This is a genomic window from Actinosynnema sp. NPDC059335 (assembly GCF_042752395.1).
Classification (GTDB): Bacteria; Actinomycetota; Actinomycetes; order Mycobacteriales; family Pseudonocardiaceae; genus Actinosynnema.
In genome coordinates, this window is sequence record NZ_JBHYXZ010000112.1 from 1 (window position 1) to 16,291 (window position 16,291).

The following is a 16,291-nucleotide window of genomic DNA, read 5'->3' on the forward strand; positions in this document are numbered from 1 at the left end:
TTTTTTATTGTATTTTCTCTCTTTTGCTGGTCTTGTTCTTTTGTTTTTGTTTGTGTTTTTGTTGGTTTGTGCGGGGGGGGGGGGGGGGGGGGGGGGGCGCCCCCCCCCCCCCACCTCGGGTCAGCCGCAGATGCGGCCCTTGTCCTTCTTCCACACCGCGACGACGGACGGGCGCGGCTGGGAGGCGCCGCCGTCCGGCCAGTGCGACAGCGGGTTGGCGGCCGACGCGCCGTCGATCTCGCCGGGGTGCTGCACGGCCACGAGCACGAAGTCGTCCTCGATCACCGGGCCGCACGTCTCCGCGCCCCGCGGCACGGTGAGGAACTGCTTCACCCGACCGCGGTACGGCCCCTCGACCGGCACCGCGAAGAGGCCGTCGTTGGACTTCAGCGCGTTGCCGTCGGTGGAGATCCACAGGTTGCCCCGCGAGTCGAACGCCACGTTGTCCGGGCACGAGATCGGCGAGACCTGGGTCTTGTCGTAGCCGCCGAAGTACGTGTCGGGCGACGTCGGGTCGCCGCACACCAGCAGCAGCTTCCAGGAGAACGACGTGGCGGTGTTGTCGCCGCGGCGCTCCTCCAGCTCCAGCACGTGCCCGTGCCGGTTGTTCAGCCGCGGGTTGGGCTCGGTCGCGCCCTCCTTGCCCGCCTTGCCGCGGTCGGTGTTGTTGGTCAGCGCCGCGTACACCCGGCGGTTGCGCGGGTTCGGCTCGACGTCCTCCGGGCGGTCCATCTTGGTCGCGCCGATCTTGTCCGCCGCGAGCCGGGTGAAGACGTAGACCTCCTCGGCGGTGAAGCCGGGCACGAACGACCGGTTGCCGCTCGCCAGCGGGATCCACTCGCCCGAGCCGTCGAACTCGCCGTCGGCGGGCAGCGTGCCGGTGCCGTCGATCTCGGCGGCCGGGCTGTCGCCGGTGAAGCGCGCGACGTACAGCGTGCCCTTGTCGAGCAGCTTCTTGTTGTGCTCACGCGCGTGCTTGCTGTTGCCCGGCTTGACCTTCTCGTCGGACACGAACTTGTACATGTAGTCGAAGCGCTCGTCGTCGCCCATGTACGCGACCACGCGGCCGTCGCGGGCGACGATCACGTTCGCGCCCTCGTGCTTGAACCGGCCCAGCGCGGTGTGCTTGACCGGGGTCGAGTCCGGGTCGAGGGGGTCGATCTCGACGACCCAGCCGAACCGGTTGACCTCGTTGGGCTCCTGCGCCACGTCGAAGCGCTTGTCGAACCGCTCCCACTTGCGGGTGGACGCCGCGCCGGACAGGCCGTAGCGGGACAGCCGCGCCTTCACCACCGGGTCGGTGACCGAGCCCGCGTTGGCGAAGTACTGGTTGAAGTTCTCCTCGCCGGACAGGATCGTGCCCCACGGCGTGACGCCGCCCGCGCAGTTGTTGAGCGTGCCGAGCACCCGCGTGCCGGTGCGGTCGGCGGAGGTCTTGAGCAGGTCCGAGCCCGCCGCCGGGCCGGTGACCTTGAACTCCGACGTCGCCGTGATGCGGCGGTTGTAGCGCCGGTCCTGCTTCGGCTGCAGCTTGCCGCTGCGCCGGTCGCGCTCCACCCGCACGACGGACAGGCCGTGCGCGGCCCACGCGATCTCGACCTGCTCGCGGGTGGGGTTGTCGGGGTTCCAGTCCTTGAACAGGAACTCCTCGGTCGTGTACTCGTGGTTGGCCACGAGCAGCCACTCGTCGTGGCCGCCGAGCGGCACCAGGCCGAGGAAGTCGCAGTTGTAGCCGAACTGCTTCGCCTGCGCCGCCGCGGTCTGCCGGTCGAAGTCGAACGCGGGCGCGCCGGGCACCACCGGGTCGCCCCAGCGCAGCACGACGCCCTGGTCGTAGCCCTCGGGCGCGACCAGGCGGTCCTCGGTGTTGGGCGCGACGGCGGCGAAGTTCAGGCCGTCCCGGCGACGGCCGCCGCCGAGGTCGACGTCGATCTCGACCGCGGGCTTGGCGGCGGCCGTGCCGGCACCGACGAGCCCGACACCCGCGCCCGCGACGGCGAGCACGGCGCCCGCCTTGAGCAGGCCGCGCCGACGCACGACCTCGCTGACGACGTCACCGAAGTAGGAGTTGGCGGACGTGTTGGGCGCCTCGTGCGCGCACGCGTCGCCACAGCGGTACTTGCAGGTGATCGCCGACCGCCCGAGGGGGTGGTTGGGCAGCAGGGGCAACAGGCGCCTGCCCCGATCGGTGGACGAGGACACGCGGACCTCCGGGATCGCTCAGTGGGAACCGGGCGACCGTAAGAGGGCAACTCCTCATCCAGCGGACTTCGAGGTGAACGAGAGGCGAACACCTCGACCGGCGCCGATCCGGCACGGCCTGGTCGCACCGCGGGTCGCCGACCCGTCGCGCACCGCGACCGAGGAGGTCATTCGCCGATGCGCCGCCCCTCCCGCCACACCGCGACGACCGAGGGCCGCGGCTGCGAGTCGCCGCCGTCGGGCCAGTGCGAGGCGGGGTTGTCCGCGCTCGCGCCGTCCACCTCGCCGGGGTGCTGCACGCACACCGTGACGACCCGCTCGCCGATCACCGGCCCGCACGTCTCCGCACCGCGCGGCACGGTGAGGAACGCCTTGAGGTGACCGCGCTCCGGCCCGGACACCGGCACCGCGTACAGGCCGTCGTTGTGCCCGCCGAGCGCGCCGGCCGAGTCGCTGGAGATCCACAGGTTGCCGTGCCGGTCGAACGCGACGTTGTCCGGGCTGGAGATCGGGGACACGCGGGTCTTGTCGTAGCCCGCGAAGTAGGTGTCCGGGGACGCCGGGTCGCCGCACACCAGCATGAGGTTCCAGGTGAACGCGAGCGAGAGGGGGTCGCCGCCGCGCTCGGTCAGCTCCAGCACCTGGCCGTGCTTGTTGTTCACCCGCGGGTTCGGCTCGGTGGGGCCTTCCTTGCCGGCCTTGCCGCGGTCGACGTTGTTGCTGAGCGCGCAGTAGACGACACCGGTGCGCGGGTGGGTCTGGATGTCCTCGGGGCGGTCCATCTTGGTGGCGCCGACCCGGTCGGCCGCGAGCCGGGTGAAGACGTAGACCTCCTCGGCGCTCATGCCCGGCACGAACGACCGGTCGCCGCTCGCCAGCGGGACCCACTCGCCCCGCCCGTCGAACTTCCCGTCGGCGGGCAGCGTGCCGGTGCCGTCGATCTCGGCGGCCGGGCTGTCGCCGGTGAAGCGGGCCACGTAGAGCGTGCCGTCGTCCAGCAGGGTCATGTTGTGCCGGCGGGCGGCCTTGCTGTCGCCCTTGCGGACCCGACCGGTGGAGACGAACTTGTAGATGTACTCGAACCGCTCGTCGTCGCCGGAGTAGGCGACCACGCGGCCGTCGGCGGCGACGCGGACGTTGGCGCACTCGTGCTTGAAGCGGCCGAGGGCGGTGTGCTTGACCGGCGTGGAGCCCGGGTCGGTCGGGTCCAGCTCGATCACCCACCCGAACCGGTTGACCTCGTGGGGCTCGCGCGCCAGGTCGAAGCGGGGGTCGAACCGCTCCCACTTCCGGGTGGTCTCCGTGCCGGTGACGCCGTAGCGGGTGAGGCGCGGGTCGGCGAGCGCGTCGGCGTTGGCGAAGTACTGGTTGAAGTTCTCCTCGCCGGACAGGATCGTGCCCCACGGCGTGACGCCGCCCGCGCAGTTGTTGAGCGTGCCCAGGACGCGGGCGCCGGTCGGGTCGGCGGAGGTCTTGAGCAGGTCCGACCCCGCCGCCGGGCCGGTGACCCGGAACTCCGTGGTCGCGGTGACGCGGCGGTTGTAGGGGGAGAACCGGGGGGTCAGGCGGCCGTCGCGGGCCTGGTCGACCCGCACCACGGACAGGCCGTGCGCGGCCCACGCGATCTCGACCTGCTCGCGGGTGGGCCGGGACTCGTCGTAGCCGCGGAACATGAACGGCTCGCCGGTGTACTCGTGGTTGGTGACCAGGAGGTTCACCCGACCGGTGGGGTCGAGCGGCAGCAGCGCGGCGAAGTCGCAGTTGTAGCCGAACTGGCGGGCCTGCGCGGCGGCGGTCTGGTGGTCGAAGTCGAACTCCGGGGCGTCCGGGAACAGCGGGTCGCCCCAGCGGATCACCACTTCGTGCCGGTAGCCGTCGGGGACCACGACGGCGTCGAGCGCGTTCGGCGCGACGGGGTCGAAGTCCAGGCCGCGGGGAGCCGGTCCGGCCGCGGCCGCCGTGCCGGTGGTGGCGGTGGTGGCGGTGGTGGCGGCGCCGCCCGCCAGCGCCGCGACGACCACGCCGGCCTTGAGGGCGGTGCGCCGGTCGACCAGGTCGCCGAAGTACGGGTTGCCCGAGGTGTTCGGCACGTCGTGGAAGCAGGCGTCACCGCAGCGGTAGCGGCAGGTGACGGCCGCGCGGCCGGCTGGGTGGTTGGCCAACAGGGGCAGGTGTCGCACCACGTCGCACGCCTCCTACGGTCGGTACGGGACCAACCGACCGTAGGCCGGCGTTCACCGGTTGTTAACCCACCGGCTCCTCGCCGACGAGGATCGCTTCGGTGGGCACGGTGCGGCTGGACGTCCGGCCGAGGGCCAGCAGGCCGGCCGCCAGGGCGCAGCAGGCGGCCGCGACCACGAACGGCTGGGCCAGGTGTCCGACGAACGTGGCGGCCAGCGCGCCGCCGAGCCAGCGCAGGAAGTTGTAGCCCGCGCTCGCCACCGGGCGCGGCGCCGGGCTGACGCTCATCGCGGCGCTGGTGAACAGCGTGTTGAGCAGGCCGGACACGACCCCGCTGACGATCACCGCGACCACCAGCAGCGGCTTGCTCGGCACGGCCATGACCAGCATCAACGCCGCGAACGCGAGGACCGCGACGACGGTCGTGCGGCGGTCGCCGAAGCGGTCGGCCAGGCGGGGCGCGAGCCAGACGCTGGACACCGCGACGCACACGCCCCAGCCGAAGAAGATCAGCCCGATCTCCACCGCGCCCCAGCCGAGCACGAACGGCGACCAGGCGAGCACGGCGAAGAACGCGCCGGTGTAGAGGGCGGAGCCGACCGCGGTGCGCAGCAGACCGGGGTGGCGCAGCGCGCGCAGCGGGTCGAGGAGGCGGATCTCGTGCTGCGGCTTGTCGTTGGCGAGGAAGGCCGAGCAGAGGATGAAGGCGATGGCCATGAGCACCGCCGTGCCGATGAACGGCCCGCGCCAGGAGAAGCTGCCGAGCAGCGCGCCCAGCAGCGGTCCGACGGACAGGCCCAGGCCCAGCGCGGCCTCGTAGAGCAGGATCGCGCCCTTCTGGCCGCCGGTGGCCGCGCCGACGATGACCGACAGGGCGGTGGCGATGAAGAAGGCGTTGCCCAGGCCCCAGACGGCGCGCAGGCCGACGAGTTGGCCGATGCTGCCGGCGAGCGCGCAGAGGGCGGTGGCCAGCACGATCAGCGCCAGGCCGCCGACGAGCGTGCGCTTCGCGCCGAACCGGGCCGAGGCGACGCCGGTGAACAGCATGGCCACGACCTGGACGCCCAGGTAGGAGGAGAAGAGCAGCGTCACCTGCGACGGCGTGGCGTGCAGCCCTTCGGCGATCGACAGCAGGATGGGGTCGACGAGCCCGATGCCCATGAACGCGATCACCGCGGCGAACGCCGTGACCCACACCTGACGGGGTTGGTCGAGGAATTTCACTTCGCCATCCTAACCGATTTTGGTTAGCGTAGCTAAGTAAGTGCGCTCACACTACGGTCTGGGGTGTGGATGCGGTGGTGTTCGACCTCGACGGCGTGCTGGTGGACTCCGAGCGGATGTGGGACGAGGTGCGGCAGGCCTTCGCCGCCCGGCACGGCGGCAGGTGGCTGCCCGCCGCGACCCGGGCGATGCAGGGCATGAGCACACCCGAGTGGGCGACGTACCTGGTGACCGAGGTGGGCGTCCGCCTGACCCCGGCCGAGGCGGCGGCGGGCGTGATCGGCGAGATGGCCGAGCGCTACGCGGAGGGGCCGCCCGTGCTGCCGGACGCGGTCGAGGTGGTGCGCGAGGTGGCGGCCCGGCGCCCGGTGGCCATCGCCAGCTCCTCGCCGCCGGTGCTGATCAAGTCGTTCCTCGCGGCCACCGACCTGACCGACGTCGTCCCGGTGGCGATCTCCAGCGAGCAGGCCGGCGCCGGCAAGCCCGCCCCCGACGTCTACCTCCTGGCCGCCTCGAAGCTCGGCGTCGACCCGGCCCGCAGCGCGGCGGTCGAGGACTCGACCAACGGCCTGCGCGCCGCCCTGGCCGCCGGCATGACCGTCTACGCCGTGCCGAACCCCCACTTCCCGCCGGACCCGGCCGTGCTGGCGCACGTCACGGTCCTGCCGCGGCTCGCCGACCTCCCCGCGGCGCTGGCCACCGCCTAACGTGCCCACCATGGAACGACGAGTCGCGGTGGTCACGGGTGCGGCGCGGGGGATCGGCGCCCGGGTGGCGCGGGTGTTGCGCGAGGACGGGTACGAGGTGGTCGGGTTCGACCTCGTGGAGACCGAGGGCGGGGTGGTGGGCGACGTGTCGTCGCCCGACGACGTGGCCCGGCTCGCCGAGCGGGTCGGGGAGAGGGTCGACGTGCTGGTCAACAACGCCGGCATCGCGACGATCGTGCCGTTCGAGGACACGTCGTTGGACCAGTGGCAGCGGGTCCTGGCGGTCAACCTGACCGGGCCGTTCCTGCTCACGCGGGCGCTCGGCCGGGCGATGCTCGCGCGCGGCCGGGGGTCGGTGGTCAACATCGCGTCCGTGGCCGGGTTGCGCGGGGTCGCGGACCGGGCCGCGTACAACACCACCAAGCACGGGCTGATCGGGATGACGCGTACGCTCGCCGTGGAGTGGGGCGGGCGCGGGGTCCGGGTGAACGCGGTGTGCCCCGGTTGGGTGAAGACCGAGATGGACGTCGAGTCGCAGGCCGGCGGGCACTACGACGACGAGGACATCACCGACCACGTGCCCATGGGCCGGTTCGCCACCCCCGACGACATCGCGCAGGCCGTCGCCTTCCTGGCCGACCCGGCCCGCAGCGGCTTCGTCAACGGCGTCGCCCTGCCGGTGGACGGCGGGTGGACGGCCGACGGGTCGTGGCGGTCGCTGCGGCTCTCGAAGCGCTGAACCCCCTGCGCCCGGCCGGGCGCAGGGGGTTCGCCCCGCTCGCTCAGCGCTCCACGTCGCCGCGGATGAACGCCTCGACCGCCTCGTGCGCCTCGGAGTCCGAGTACTGCACCGGCGGGGACTTCATGAAGTACGACGACGCGGACAGGATCGGGCCGCCGATCCCCCGGTCGAGGGCGATCTTCGCGGCGCGGACCGCGTCGATGATGATGCCCGCCGAGTTCGGCGAGTCCCACACCTCGAGCTTGTACTCCAGGTTCAGCGGCACGTCGCCGAACGCCCGGCCCTCCAGCCGCACGTACGCCCACTTGCGGTCGTCCAGCCACGCCACGTAGTCGGACGGGCCGATGTGGACGTTGCGCTTGCCCAGGTCGCGGTCGACCTGCGAGGTCACCGCCTGGGTCTTGGAGACCTTCTTGGACTCCAGCCGCTCCAGCTCCTTCATGTTCAGGAAGTCCATGTTCCCGCCCACGTTGAGCTGCATCGTGCGGTCGAGCTGCACGCCGCGGTCCTCGAACAGCTTGGCCAGCACGCGGTGCGTGATGGTCGCGCCGACCTGGGACTTGATGTCGTCGCCGACGATCGGCACGCCGGCCGCGCGGAACTTCTCCGCCCACTCCGGGTCGGAGGCGATGAACACCGGCAGGGCGTTGACGAACGCCACCCCGGCGTCGATCGCGGCCTGCGCGTAGAAGCGGTCCGCCTCCTCCGAGCCGACCGGCAGGTACGACACCAGCACGTCGGCCTCGGCGTCGCGCAGCGCCTGCGCCACGTCCACCGGTTGCTCGTCGGACTCCTCGATGGTCTCCCGGTAGAACCGGCCGAGGCCGTCGAGCGTGTGCCCGCGCTGCACGGTGACGCCGAGCGGCGGCACGTCGGCGATCTTGATCGTGTTGTTCTCGCTCGCCCCGATGGCCTCGGACAGGTCGGTGCCGACCTTCTTGGCGTCCACGTCGAACGCGGCGACGAACTCGATGTCGCCCACGTGGTACTCACCGAACCGCACGTGCATCAGACCGGGCACGCGCGTGCCCGGGTCCGCGTCGCGGTAGTAGTGGACGCCCTGCACCAGCGACGCCGCGCAGTTGCCGACCCCGACGATGGCCACTCGAACAGTGCGGCGGTTGTCGCCCATGCCGAGTCCTCCTTAGTTCTTCCGTGCTGTATTCGGGGGGTTAGTGGTCCCGCTCGCGCTGTTCGGCCTGCTCGTGGGCGATCAGCTCGTTCAACCACCGCACCTCGCGCTCGGTGCTCTCCAGCCCGAGCCGGTGCAGCTCCCGGGTGTACCGGTCGATGCGCTCGCTGGTAGCCGATAACGAGGTGCGCAGACCTTCGCGGCGCTCCTCGACGCGGCGCCTGCGTCCTTCGAGGATGCGCATCCTGATCTCTGCCGGGGTCCGGGAGAAGAACGCCAGGTGGACGCCGAACGAGTCGTCGTCCCACGTCTGGGGACCGGCGTTGGCCAGTAGTTCGGCGAACCTCTCCTTGCCCTCGGCGGTGAGCTTGTACACCTTGCGCGCCCGGCGGCCCCAGCGGGCCGAGTCGTCCTCGGGCACTTCCTCGACGATGAGGCCGCTGCGTTGCAGCTTGCGCAACGTGGGGTACAGCGTCCCGTAGGAGAACGCGCGGAACGCCCCCAGCAGCTCGTGCAAGCGTTTGCGCAGCTCGTAGCCGTGCATGGGCGCTTCGTGCAGCAGGCCGAGCACCGCGAACTCCAGCACGGGGCACCTCCGCTCCAGTGAGCGCCGATGGGTGTCGTCAGTATATCGGTGCGATACATCCGCGCATGCCGATGCGGTGTCGTGTGGCACACAGCCACCCCTGCCTTCGGGCCACTGCCCTGAACGGCCCATCGAGGAGCTTGGGGCGGCACGTACTCTGGTCGTCGTGTCGACCCAACGCCAGGTCGTGGACTACGCCTTGCAGCGCCGTGCGCTGCTGGCGGAGGTCTACGCGGGCCGAGTGGGCACGATGGAGGTCTGCGACGCGAGCCCGTACCTGCTGCGAGCTGCGAAGTTCCACGGCCGGCCGAGCGACGTGACGTGCCCGGTGTGCCGCAAGGAGCCGCTCACCCTCGTGTCCTGGGTCTACGGCGACGAGCTCAAGCACGCGGCCGGGTCCGCGCGCACCGTCGATGAGCTGGCCCGCATGGCGACCCTCTACGAGGAGTTCACCGTGTACGTGGTCGAGGTTTGCCGCACATGTAGTTGGAACCACCTGGTGCAGTCATACGTCCTGGGAACGCGTGGCCTGAACTCTGGCAAGCCGCGCAGGAGGACCGCGGCGGAGTGACACTGCTCCGGCCACGGGCGCCGCTCCGGCGAGGAGCAGCGGCGTACGACCACCGAACCGCGTGCACCCGCACGCCGGTCTGGGAGGCCATTTCGTGAACGACCAGCATGACGACAGGCATCGTGGCGCGGAGCCGCAATGGCCGACCGGGGAGGACCCGGACGGCGGCGGCCACCCACCGCGCCACGGCGTCGGGGATCAGCCGGAGCGTCCGAACACCCCGCCAGGTGGTTTCGCGCGCGCTCCGATGGACGGCCCCGGCCCGCGACAGGGCACCCCGCCCGGGGGGTTCGCCCGACCGGGCACCCCACCCGGCGGCATCCCCCGGGGCGGCCCGCCCCCGCGCCGGATGGTCGGGCCCAACGGCCCGGTGGGACCCGGCGGCCCGGTGGGCCAAGGCGGTCCCGTGCCGGGTGGCCGGCCCGGCGGCCCGCCGACCGGTCCCGGCGGACGACCCGGCGTGCCCGACGGCCCGGCGGCCGCCGGCAGCGTGCCCGGCGGACCGCCCCAGCGGCCGAACACCCCTCCCGGCGGCCTGCGCCGACCCGGCGGTCCCGGCGGCCCGGTGCCGCCCGGCGGCCGGCCGCCCGTGGGCGGACCCGGCGGTCCGCGCCGACCCGGGGGACCCGGCGGCCAGCCGCCCCGGCGCCCCGGCGAGGAGCCGACGGACCTGTTGCCGCCGGTCTACCAGACCACGCCGCGCGAGCCCGAGCTGCTGACCCACCGCGAGGACGAGGTCGAGCTGGAGCCGTTCTACGACGACGAGTACGACGAGGAGCTGACCGAGGAGGAGGCCCGCGCCGTGCGCCGCAAGAAGCTCTGGCGCCGCGTGCGCCGCACCGCCTACGTGGCCTTCGGGCTGATGCTGCTGGCCCCCGTCGTCGCGTTCGCCATCGCGTACCAGGTCGTCGAGGTGCCGAACCCGGAGGCCGTCGCGGCCGACCAGAACAAGGCGATCACCATCCTCTACGCCGACGGCACGGAGATGGCCAAGATCGCCCCGGACGGCGCGAACCGCACCCTGGTCAAGGCCGAGGACATCCCGGACACGATCAAGCACGCGATCATGGCCGCCGAGGACCCGACGTTCGAGACGAACCCGGGCTTCGACCTGCGGTCCATCGCCCGCGCGGCGTGGTACCAGGTGACCGACCGCGAGTCCGGCGGCTCCGGCCTGACCCAGCAGTACGTGAAGAAGGCCACGGACAAGGACCAGGAGACGATCAGCCGCAAGTTCAACGAGATGGTCATCGCGTACAAGATGTCCCAGCAGCAGGACAAGGACGCGATCATGACCGCCTACCTGAACACGATCTACTTCGGGCGGTCCGCCTACGGCATCAAGACCGCGGTCAAGGAGTACTTCGGCCTGGACGACCTGAACCAGGTCACCTACTCCCAGGCCGCGCTGCTCGCGGGCATGATCCAGAACCCCGGCAAGTCGGAGAACCCGACCTACCGGGAGGACCGCTGGAACTACGTGATGAACCAGCTGCTCAACTTCGGCTGGATCGACCAGCAGTACCGGACGACGGAGCCGGTCGCGGTGCCGATCGACATCACGGAGAAGTCGGGCCTGAGCGGTCCGCGCCTGCACATCCGCGAGCAGGTCCTGCAGGAGATGGAGTCGGAGAAGGTCAACTGGGGCCAGGAGAAGTCCCAGCAGCTCGGCGTGACCGTCCACACCACGATCGACCCGCCGAAGCAGCAGGCGGCCGAGGACGCGGTGCGCGAGATCATGGGCCCGCAGCCCAAGGAGCTGCGGTCCTCGCTCAGCGCGATCGACCCGCAGACCGGCGCGGTGCTGGCGTACTACGCGGGCGAGGACGGCACGGGCCTGGACTACGCCCGCAACACGCTCCAGGAGGCCGGCTCGTCGTTCAAGCCGTTCGACCTGGTGGCGGCGCTGAAGGCGGGCAAGGGCCTCGGCTCGACCTACGACGGCCGCTCGCCGAAGAAGTTCGACCTCGGCGGCACCAGCATCACGATCCGCAACGCCTCCGACCCGTCGAACTCCTGCGGTGAGAAGTGCCCCATCCGCGAGGCGATGCGGATGTCGCTGAACACCGTGTTCTACGAGATGGTGATCGAGATCGGCACCCAGCCGGTCGCCGACGCCGCCCACGCGGCGGGCATCCCGAAGACGGTCGAGGTGCAGGGCACGAAGAAGGACCTGCTGGTCAACGAGAACGGCGGCGCGCCGAACGTCGGTATCGCCATCGGCGGCGGCGAGGCGCAGGTCCGGCCGTTCGACATGGCCTCGGCCTACGCCACGTTCGCGGCCCGGGGCACCTACCACGAGCCGTTCTTCATCTCGAAGATCACCAACTCCGAGGGCAAGGCGGTCTACCAGCACGTCGACGTGTCGCGGCAGGCGTTCGACCCGGACCCGCAGATGAACCAGGACATCGCCGACAACGTCACCGAGTCGCTCAAGCCGGTGCTGACCTACTCGAAGATCCCGTGCGCGGGTCGCGAGTGCGCGGGCAAGACCGGCACCCACGAGCTGCCCGACGACGCCAGCCAGAACTCGAAGGCGTGGATGGTCGGCTACACACCGTCGCTGTCCGCGTCGGTGTGGGTGGGTCGCGACGAGGGCAACGTGGCGTTGAAGGACGCCAAGGGCAACCCCGTCTTCGGTGGTGGCCTGCCGGGTCAGATCTGGAAGAAGTTCATGGACAAGGCCCTGGAGGGCACTCCGCCGGAGCCGTTCCCGAAGGCCCGGAAGCTGTACCAGTTCGACAACCCCAAGCCGACGACCACCGCGCCGCCCACCACGACCACCCCCAAGGAAGACGAGAACCGCGACAACCCGCCGACGACCACCGAGCCGACGCGGCAGTCGACCACGACGACGACCCCGACCCGGCCGACCCGGCCGTGCGGCATCGTCGGCTGCCCGACCGGCACGACCACGTCGGACGAGAACGAGCCGCCCAACCCGATCGGCAACGGCGCGCCACCGACGGGGTGAGCGCCCCGCACGTGGTGGAGGAGGCCCGATCCGGCAGCACGCCGGGTCGGGCCTCCTCGCGTCGCGGAACCGAACCCGGGGGCCGTGCCGCGGGCGGACCTCACATCCCCTGTTGACCGGTGCCCGTAGCATCCGTCCCCGTGGCCAGCCCCTCGGAGCCCTCGCGGGCGAACGCCGACGACACCGACTCGCTCACCCCGGCGGAGCGGGTCAACCCGACCTGGACCGAACCGCTGGCGCGGGCGGCGAGCAAGCCGCTGGGCGGACCGGTCGGCCGGCACGCGTCGGTCGGGCGGCACTGGTTCTGGACGCCGCTGCGCGTCGTGCTGCTGTTCGCGGTCGTGACCCTCGCGCTGGCGTGGTTCCAGAAGTCGCCGTGCATCCAGCAGTACGTGGACGACAACGGCGTGGTGCAGCTCGACTGGCGGGGCAGCAAGCAGTTCACCGCGATGTGCTACTCCGACACCGTGCCGCTCTACACGGCGGAGCGGCTGGACAAGCCGGACACGTTCCCCTACAAGACCTCCTGGGTGGACGACGAGGGCAAGCCGACGGCGCACGTGCGGTACATGGAGTACCCGGTGCTGACGGGCATGTTCCAGCTGCTCAACGCCCGCATGGCGCAGGGCTGGACGGTGATCGCGTCGTCCGGGTGGCTGCCGAACCCGATGACCGTCATCGTCTACTTCAACATCACCGCCCTGTGGCTGGCGCTGGCCTGGCTGGTGACCGCGTACGCGGTGGCGCAGCTCGCCAGGCGGCGACCCTACGACGCCGTGCTGGTGGCGGTGTCGCCGCTGGTGATCGTGCACGCGTTCACCAACTTCGACACGCTCGCCACGGCGTTCGCGACCGCGGGCATGCTGGCGTGGGCGCGCAAGAAACCCCTGCTGGCCGGCGTGCTGCTCGGGCTGGGCGGCGCGGCCAAGCTCTACCCGTTGTTCCTGCTCGGGCCGTTGCTGCTGCTGTGCTGGCGGTCCGGCAAGCTGCGGGCCGGGTTCACCACGCTGGGCGCGACCCTGGTGACGTGGGCGGCGGTGAACGCGCCGATCGCGTTGCTGTACCCCGCCGGGTGGCGCGAGTTCTTCCGGCTCAACACCGAGCGCGGCGTGGACCCGGACTCGCTCTACAACGTGATCGCGCAGTGGACCGGGTGGCAGGGCTTCGACCCGGGGTTGGCGCACGGCCAGGCGCCCGAGGTGCTGAACACGGTCAGCGCGGCGCTGTTCCTGGTGTGCTGCGCGGCGATCGGGTTCGTGACCATGACCGCGCCGCGCCGGCCGCGGTTCGCGCAGCTCGCGTTCCTGGTGGTGGCCGCGTTCCTGCTCACCAACAAGGTGTGGAGCCCGCAGTACTCGCTGTGGCTCGTGCCGCTCGCGGTGCTCGCGCTGCCGCGGTGGAAGCTGCTGCTGGCGTGGATGACGGTGGACGCGCTGGTCTGGGTGCCGCGGATGTTCTTCTACCTGGGCGAGGACAACAAGGGGCTGCCGATCGACTGGTTCCTCGGCGCGGTGGTGGCGCGGGACGTCGCGGTGGTCGTGCTGTGCGCGTTCATCGTGCGCGAGATCTACCGGCCGGACCTGGACAAGGTCCGGCAGGCGGGCGACGACGACCCGTGCGGCGGTGTCGTGGACGGCGCGCCGGACCGGTTCGCGCTGCGGTTCGGCCGGCGTGGGCAGGAGCCCGCGCCGGTCGGCGCGGGCGTGGGTTCGGGCTCGGGCGGCTGAGCCGGCCGGGCTAGCCGGCGGGCGCGGGAGCCGGTCGACGACGGGTGGGCTTGAGGTCGGAGAACGTGACCTCCGACCTCAGGAACACCACGAACAACGCCACCAGCAGCGCCGCCCGGCCCCACACGCCGATCACCACGGCCTGCGCCGAGAACCCGTCGTAGATGCCCGACGGCTCGCCGAACTCGATCGCGTAGTACCAGCGGAAGATGCCGACGCCCATCGCCAGGTCGGCCAGGAAGTACGCCGCCACCCAGCCCCAGTTGACCCGCAGCAGCACGAACATCGGCACCAGCCACAGCGTGTACTGCGGCGAGTGCACCTTGTGCAGCAGCAGGAACCCGCACAGCATGGCCGCCGACACCGGCACCCACGGGTAGCTGCCCTCGCGCCGGTAGCGCCGCCACCCGAGCCAGCACGCCAGCGCGAACGACAGCAGGATGCCGACCGGCGACAGCACGCCGACCAGCGACTGCATGACCCCGTCGGCCATGAACGGGCGCATCGCCCAGAACCAGATCGAGTTCGTGGTGATGTCCACCCGCCGCAGGCCCTGGAACGCGAACGACGCCTTCCAGCCCTCCAGCCCGGCCACCATGAACGGCAGGTTGATCAGCACCACCGTGTTCACCGCCGCCAGGGCCACCTTCACCGCGCCCACGACGTCGTAGCGCGACCCCTCCGGCAGCTCCCGGCCGCCCGGACCGCCGGTCAGCACGTACAGGCACAGCGGCAGCACGAAGATCGCCGGGTAGATCTTGAACGCGAACCCGATGCCCAGCAGCACGGACGCGACCACCGCGCGGCGCAGCAGCGGCTGCTCCCGCCGCCCCCAGCCGCGGTGCACCACGTACACCGCCGCCACCGCGCAGAACACGACCGGCAGGTCCCAGTTGTGGAACGCGTACAGCACCATCGGCGGGCCGATCGCCCAGACCAGCGCCCGCCAGCGGCTCAGCTTGCCCAGCAACCAGCCCGTGGCCAGCCCGAACGGCGCCATCAGCAGGGCCGAGAACAGCAGGAACGCCGCGTCGGTGTGCGCGAAGATCGCGCCCGCCCAGATCAGCAGGCCGGTCAGCACCGGGTACTCGACCACGCCGCCGATCAGCACGCCCTGGCTGTCGATGCTGCCGTGCACGTAGGGGAACACGTGCCGGTCCACGTCCCGGCCGATCCACAGGTGCTGGATGTCGGAGTAGCAGACGTCGGCCTTGTTGCGCTCCTCGTAGTCGGGCGCGCTGCGGCCCCACTGGTCGAACTCGGGACCGGTGCACCGGTCCTTGTTGAGGAAGCCGGCGAACATCGTCAGCCCGCACAGGAGGACGACCGCGGCGAGCGCGACCCGGCCGAACCGCGGCAACCGCCGACCGGCGCCCGCGCCGTCCGGCACGGCCACCACCTCCCGTGTCACGCTCATCGGCCCAGGTGCTCGCGGAGGAACGCGATGTCCTCCGCTTGCCCTTCGTCCGGTGTCTCGACGAGCACCGGCGAGCCGGCCGCGGCGGCCACCGCGACCAGTTGCTCCGGGTCGATCGTGCCGGACGCGATGTTGGCGTGCCGGTCGCGCGCGGAGCCGAACTCGTCGCGCGAGCTGTTCAGGTGGACCAGGTCGATGCGCCCGGTGATGGCCTTGACCCGGTCCACGATGCCGACCAGGTCCTCGCCGGAGGCGAAGGCGTGGCACGTGTCCAGGCAGAACCCGGCGCCGAACTCGCCGACGGCGTCCCACAGCCTGCCGAGCATGTCGAACGTCCGCGCCATGGCGTTCTCGCCGCCCGCGGTGTTCTCGATCAGGATCGGGACCGCGAAGCCGCCGCTCTCGGCCTGCCGCTCGAACATCTTCCGCCAGTTCGCGATGCCCTCGCCCGGGTCCTCGCCCTTGGTGACGTGGCCGCCGTGCACGATCAGGCCCTTGGCGCCGACCTTCGCCGCCGCCTCGGCGTGCTGGAGCACGATCTTGCGGGACGGGATCCGGATCCGGTTGTTGAGCGACGCGACGTTCGCCAGGTACGGCGCGTGGACGAAGACGTCCAGGTCGGAGGCCAGCAACCCGTCGGTCTGGGGGTGCGGCTGCGGAGCCTTCCACCCCTGCGGGTCGGCCAGGAAGAACTGGACCACGTCGGCACCGCGTTCGACGGCGGCGCCGAGCGGGTCGTCGTCGCGGACGTGGGCCCCGATGCGCATGACTGTGCAGGGTAGTCGGGCCCTGCAACGCCCCGGCGACCACCGCCGATAGGAATTTCGT

12 protein-coding genes are annotated in these 16,291 nt (G+C 71.5%); 5 read left to right on the forward strand and 7 right to left on the reverse strand.

The window, feature by feature from the left end; translation table 11 throughout:
• Nucleotides 1–120: 120 nt before the first annotated feature.
• From ACFXGA_RS28545 to ACFXGA_RS28555, 3 genes are all read right to left on the reverse strand, one after another.
• Nucleotides 121–2,202, reverse strand: coding sequence for a PhoX family protein (locus tag ACFXGA_RS28545; RefSeq protein WP_378093056.1), 2,082 nt, complete (start codon nucleotides 2,200–2,202; stop codon nucleotides 121–123).
• 167 nt (nucleotides 2,203–2,369) lie between these two features.
• Nucleotides 2,370–4,382, reverse strand: coding sequence for a PhoX family protein (locus ACFXGA_RS28550; RefSeq protein WP_378093102.1), 2,013 nt, complete (start codon nucleotides 4,380–4,382; stop codon nucleotides 2,370–2,372).
• A 64-nt stretch (nucleotides 4,383–4,446) separates the two neighbouring features.
• Entirely contained in the window at nucleotides 4,447–5,607 is a 1,161-nt protein-coding gene (locus ACFXGA_RS28555) for an MFS transporter (protein WP_378093058.1), read from the reverse strand.
• A 65-nt stretch (nucleotides 5,608–5,672) separates the two neighbouring features.
• On the opposite strand from ACFXGA_RS28555, the gene ACFXGA_RS28560 reads away from it, so the two are divergent.
• Nucleotides 5,673–6,314 carry an HAD family hydrolase gene (locus tag ACFXGA_RS28560; RefSeq protein WP_378093060.1) on the forward strand — a complete coding sequence of 214 codons (642 nt, stop codon included), beginning with the start codon at nucleotides 5,673–5,675 and terminating at the stop codon, nucleotides 6,312–6,314.
• Nucleotides 6,315–6,324: 10 nt separating this feature from the next.
• Nucleotides 6,325–7,053 (forward strand): SDR family NAD(P)-dependent oxidoreductase, encoded by a 729-nt coding sequence (locus tag ACFXGA_RS28565; protein WP_378093062.1) that lies wholly within the window; start codon nucleotides 6,325–6,327, stop codon nucleotides 7,051–7,053.
• A 43-nt stretch (nucleotides 7,054–7,096) separates the two neighbouring features.
• Here the strand turns inward: ACFXGA_RS28565 and ACFXGA_RS28570 are convergent, their stop codons facing one another.
• Together ACFXGA_RS28570 and ACFXGA_RS28575 are read right to left on the reverse strand one after the other, a co-directional pair.
• The gene (locus ACFXGA_RS28570) at nucleotides 7,097–8,188 is read right to left on the reverse strand and encodes an inositol-3-phosphate synthase (protein WP_378093064.1); all 1,092 of its coding nucleotides are present in this window, start codon (nucleotides 8,186–8,188) and stop codon (nucleotides 7,097–7,099) included.
• A 40-nt stretch (nucleotides 8,189–8,228) separates the two neighbouring features.
• The gene (locus ACFXGA_RS28575; protein WP_378093066.1) at nucleotides 8,229–8,774 is read right to left on the reverse strand and encodes a PadR family transcriptional regulator; all 546 of its coding nucleotides are present in this window, start codon (nucleotides 8,772–8,774) and stop codon (nucleotides 8,229–8,231) included.
• Nucleotides 8,775–8,940: 166 nt separating this feature from the next.
• On the opposite strand from ACFXGA_RS28575, the gene ACFXGA_RS28580 reads away from it, so the two are divergent.
• The 3 genes from ACFXGA_RS28580 to ACFXGA_RS28590 all read left to right on the forward strand — a co-directional run bounded on the left by ACFXGA_RS28580 (nucleotide 8,941) and on the right by ACFXGA_RS28590 (nucleotide 14,046).
• Nucleotides 8,941–9,345 (forward strand): DUF5318 domain-containing protein, encoded by a 405-nt coding sequence (locus tag ACFXGA_RS28580; protein ID WP_378093068.1) that lies wholly within the window; start codon nucleotides 8,941–8,943, stop codon nucleotides 9,343–9,345.
• A 460-nt stretch (nucleotides 9,346–9,805) separates the two neighbouring features.
• Nucleotides 9,806–12,319 carry a transglycosylase domain-containing protein gene (locus ACFXGA_RS28585; RefSeq protein ID WP_378093070.1) on the forward strand — a complete coding sequence of 838 codons (2,514 nt, stop codon included), beginning with the start codon at nucleotides 9,806–9,808 and terminating at the stop codon, nucleotides 12,317–12,319.
• A 140-nt stretch (nucleotides 12,320–12,459) separates the two neighbouring features.
• Entirely contained in the window at nucleotides 12,460–14,046 is a 1,587-nt protein-coding gene (locus tag ACFXGA_RS28590) for a glycosyltransferase family 87 protein (RefSeq protein WP_378093072.1), read from the forward strand.
• A 10-nt stretch (nucleotides 14,047–14,056) separates the two neighbouring features.
• On the opposite strand, the gene ACFXGA_RS28595 is transcribed toward ACFXGA_RS28590, so the two are convergent.
• Together ACFXGA_RS28595 and ACFXGA_RS28600 are read right to left on the reverse strand one after the other, a co-directional pair.
• A complete protein-coding gene (locus tag ACFXGA_RS28595; RefSeq protein WP_378093074.1) occupies nucleotides 14,057–15,463 on the reverse strand; it encodes a glycosyltransferase family 87 protein in 1,407 nt (468 codons plus the stop codon).
• Nucleotides 15,460–16,230 (reverse strand): deoxyribonuclease IV, encoded by a 771-nt coding sequence (locus tag ACFXGA_RS28600; protein WP_378093076.1) that lies wholly within the window; start codon nucleotides 16,228–16,230, stop codon nucleotides 15,460–15,462. The genes ACFXGA_RS28595 and ACFXGA_RS28600 overlap by 4 nt, the downstream gene beginning before the upstream one ends.
• Nucleotides 16,231–16,291: the final 61 nt, after the last annotated feature.